Below are 2,420 nucleotides of genomic sequence, written 5' to 3'. Positions count from 1 at the left end.
TGGTCTACGAGCACCCGGTCGTGGAAGCAGGAAGCCTTGAGTAGAGATATTTTTCTATGAAAGGTGGAACGGTTCAGTATGGAACTGGATAAGGAATTGACAAGACAGTTACAAATTATTAAACGCGGCGCAGCTGAGATTATTTCGGAGGAAGAGTTGGTTAAAAAATTGCAAGAATCCCTAAAGAATAACAAACCACTTCGGGTGAAGCTGGGTCTGGACCCTACGGCTCCAGATATACATTTGGGACATACGGTGGTATTGCATAAGCTCAGGCAGTTTCAAGAACTGGGACATGAGGTGATTATTATAATTGGCGATTTTACCGGTCGTATAGGTGATCCTACCGGGAAGTCAGAGACCAGAAAACAGCTAACTGAAGAAGAAGTAATGGCCAACGCGGAAACTTATAAGGAACAGATTTTCAAAATTTTAGATCCGGAAAATACCAGAGTGGTCTTTAACAGCCAGTGGCTCGCCCCGCTAAAATTTCAAGATGTAATCCAGCTGGCAGGCAAATACACCGTAGCGAGAATGTTGGAAAGAGACGATTTTGCCAAACGTTTTCGTGAGGGCAGGCCCATTAGTATTCATGAGTTTTTCTACCCGTTGATGCAAGGGTATGATTCGGTTGCCCTCCATGCCGACATAGAACTGGGCGGAACCGACCAGAAGTTTAACCTTTTAGTTGGTCGCCATCTCCAAAAAGAGTATGGCCAGGAGGCCCAGGTGGCCCTTATGATGCCTATTTTGGAGGGTTTAGACGGAGTTAACAAAATGAGTAAGAGTTTGGGCAACTATATCGGTATTAACGAGCCTCCGGGGGAGATGTACGGTAAAACTATGTCTCTACCCGATGAGCTCATGGTTAGATATTTTGAGTTAGTTACCACCGTGCCTTTGGAGGAAATAAAGGAGATTGAGAGAGGCCTAAGGGAAGGCTACTTACATCCTCGGGATGTTAAAATGAGGTTGGCGCGGGAAATAGTAGGTCTCTACCATGGGACTGAAGCAGCCAGAGTGGCGGAGGAAGAGTTTAAGAGAGTTTTTCAGCAAGGAGACCTGCCGGATGAAATACCTCTGGTTGAATTGGATAAATCTGTGTTGTCGGAAGGTAAAATATGGTTGCCCAAATTATTAGTGCTTGCCGGCTTGGCTCCTAGTTCCAGTGAAGGAAGACGGTTGATAAAACAACGAGCCGTTAAAATAGATCAAAAGGTGGTTGAGGAAGAGGAAGTTATGGTAGAGGATGGAATGATTTTACGTGCTGGGAAGCGCAAGTTTGCCCGCATTAAACTGGTTTAGGATTGTTCCAGAGGCCTACCTTATCATAGGTAGGTTATTTTTTTCACACCTTTTAGGGGCGAGGAACATATATTAATTAGTATAGGACTGGTGCAAGAGGTAGGTGGAAGTTCTTGCGGCGCAGGAGAAAAAAACTGTTTATCCTGCGGTTGCCTTGGCTGCTATTTTTTTTGGCATTGGTCATTGTATTCATTTTGGAATTAAGCCTTAAGCCCACCATCGTTGCTTTTGCGGAAGCTCAGGCCAATTGGACGGCTACGGAAGCTATTCATAATGCTGTATTGGAAAAGGTTGTCACCCAGACAAATTATAGAGATCTTATCTACCTGGAAAAGAACGCAAATCAACAAGTAGTTTTTATGGAGCCCAATCTAGTAAAAGTTGCCCGGATACAATCAGAGGCGGTACTGGCCGTTCAAAAGGCTTTAGAGAAATTAGCCAATGAAAAGTTCAGTATACCTCTTGGACAGGTTTTAGGGAGCAAGTTACTGGCAAATTACGGTCCGGGCATAAAACTAGAGTTAGTTCCGGTAGGAACGGTGCAGGCTGTACCGATAGACGAGTTTGAGGAAGCAGGTATAAATCAGACTAGACACCGCATATATCTTGAAATTAAGAGTAAAGTCAAAGTGGTGATTCCTTTCATCAGCTCTGAAGTAGATGTTTTCTCAAAGGTCCCGATTGCCGATGCCATCATTGTAGGTCCCGTACCTAAAACTTATTTGCAGGTTAATTTGGAAGAAGGAAGTCTTTTTAAGTCTCTTTGGCCGAAATAATAATTCCGGCTACGCTTGTACAAAATAACATAGCGTAGTATACCTATGTATACCTGGTTATAATAATACCCGTGAGAGCAAACAACATTACTTTAGACCCCGGTATTAGGCCACATAAAATTTTAATTAGGTACGAGAAAGAGAACGGCTTCCCGAAAATAGAAAAGAGACCTCATCAAAAAAACCCCCAAAGGGGGAATGAAAGGAGTGTGAGGTCTCATATTAAATATTCGCCAGATAGTAGGGACAGTCCTTCTTTTTGTCTGAGCCAATTGCGCTGTGCGGAAGCAAGCACAAATAGGTCGTTTTAGGGTATCAAACAAAACATCTTACCCCAAC

At 43.5% G+C, this 2,420-nt stretch carries 2 protein-coding genes; both read left to right on the top strand.

Annotation, left to right across the window (positions count from 1 at the left end):
• The first annotated feature begins 78 nt into the window (after positions 1-78).
• A complete protein-coding gene (gene tyrS, locus KKC1_RS11765) occupies positions 79-1,305 on the top strand; it encodes a tyrosine--tRNA ligase (RefSeq protein WP_088554642.1) in 1,227 nt (408 codons plus the stop codon).
• 113 nt (positions 1,306-1,418) lie between these two features.
• A complete protein-coding gene (gene yunB, locus KKC1_RS11760) occupies positions 1,419-2,081 on the top strand; it encodes a sporulation protein YunB (RefSeq protein ID WP_202820063.1) in 663 nt (220 codons plus the stop codon).
• The last annotated feature ends 339 nt before the right edge of the window (positions 2,082-2,420 follow it).

Origin of the sequence: Calderihabitans maritimus (assembly GCF_002207765.1) — a bacterium.
Taxonomy (GTDB): Bacteria; Bacillota; KKC1; order Calderihabitantales; family Calderihabitantaceae; genus Calderihabitans; species Calderihabitans maritimus.
The sequence above is the reverse complement of the archived record's forward strand: the minus strand, read 5'-3'. Positions and strand labels throughout refer to the sequence as shown.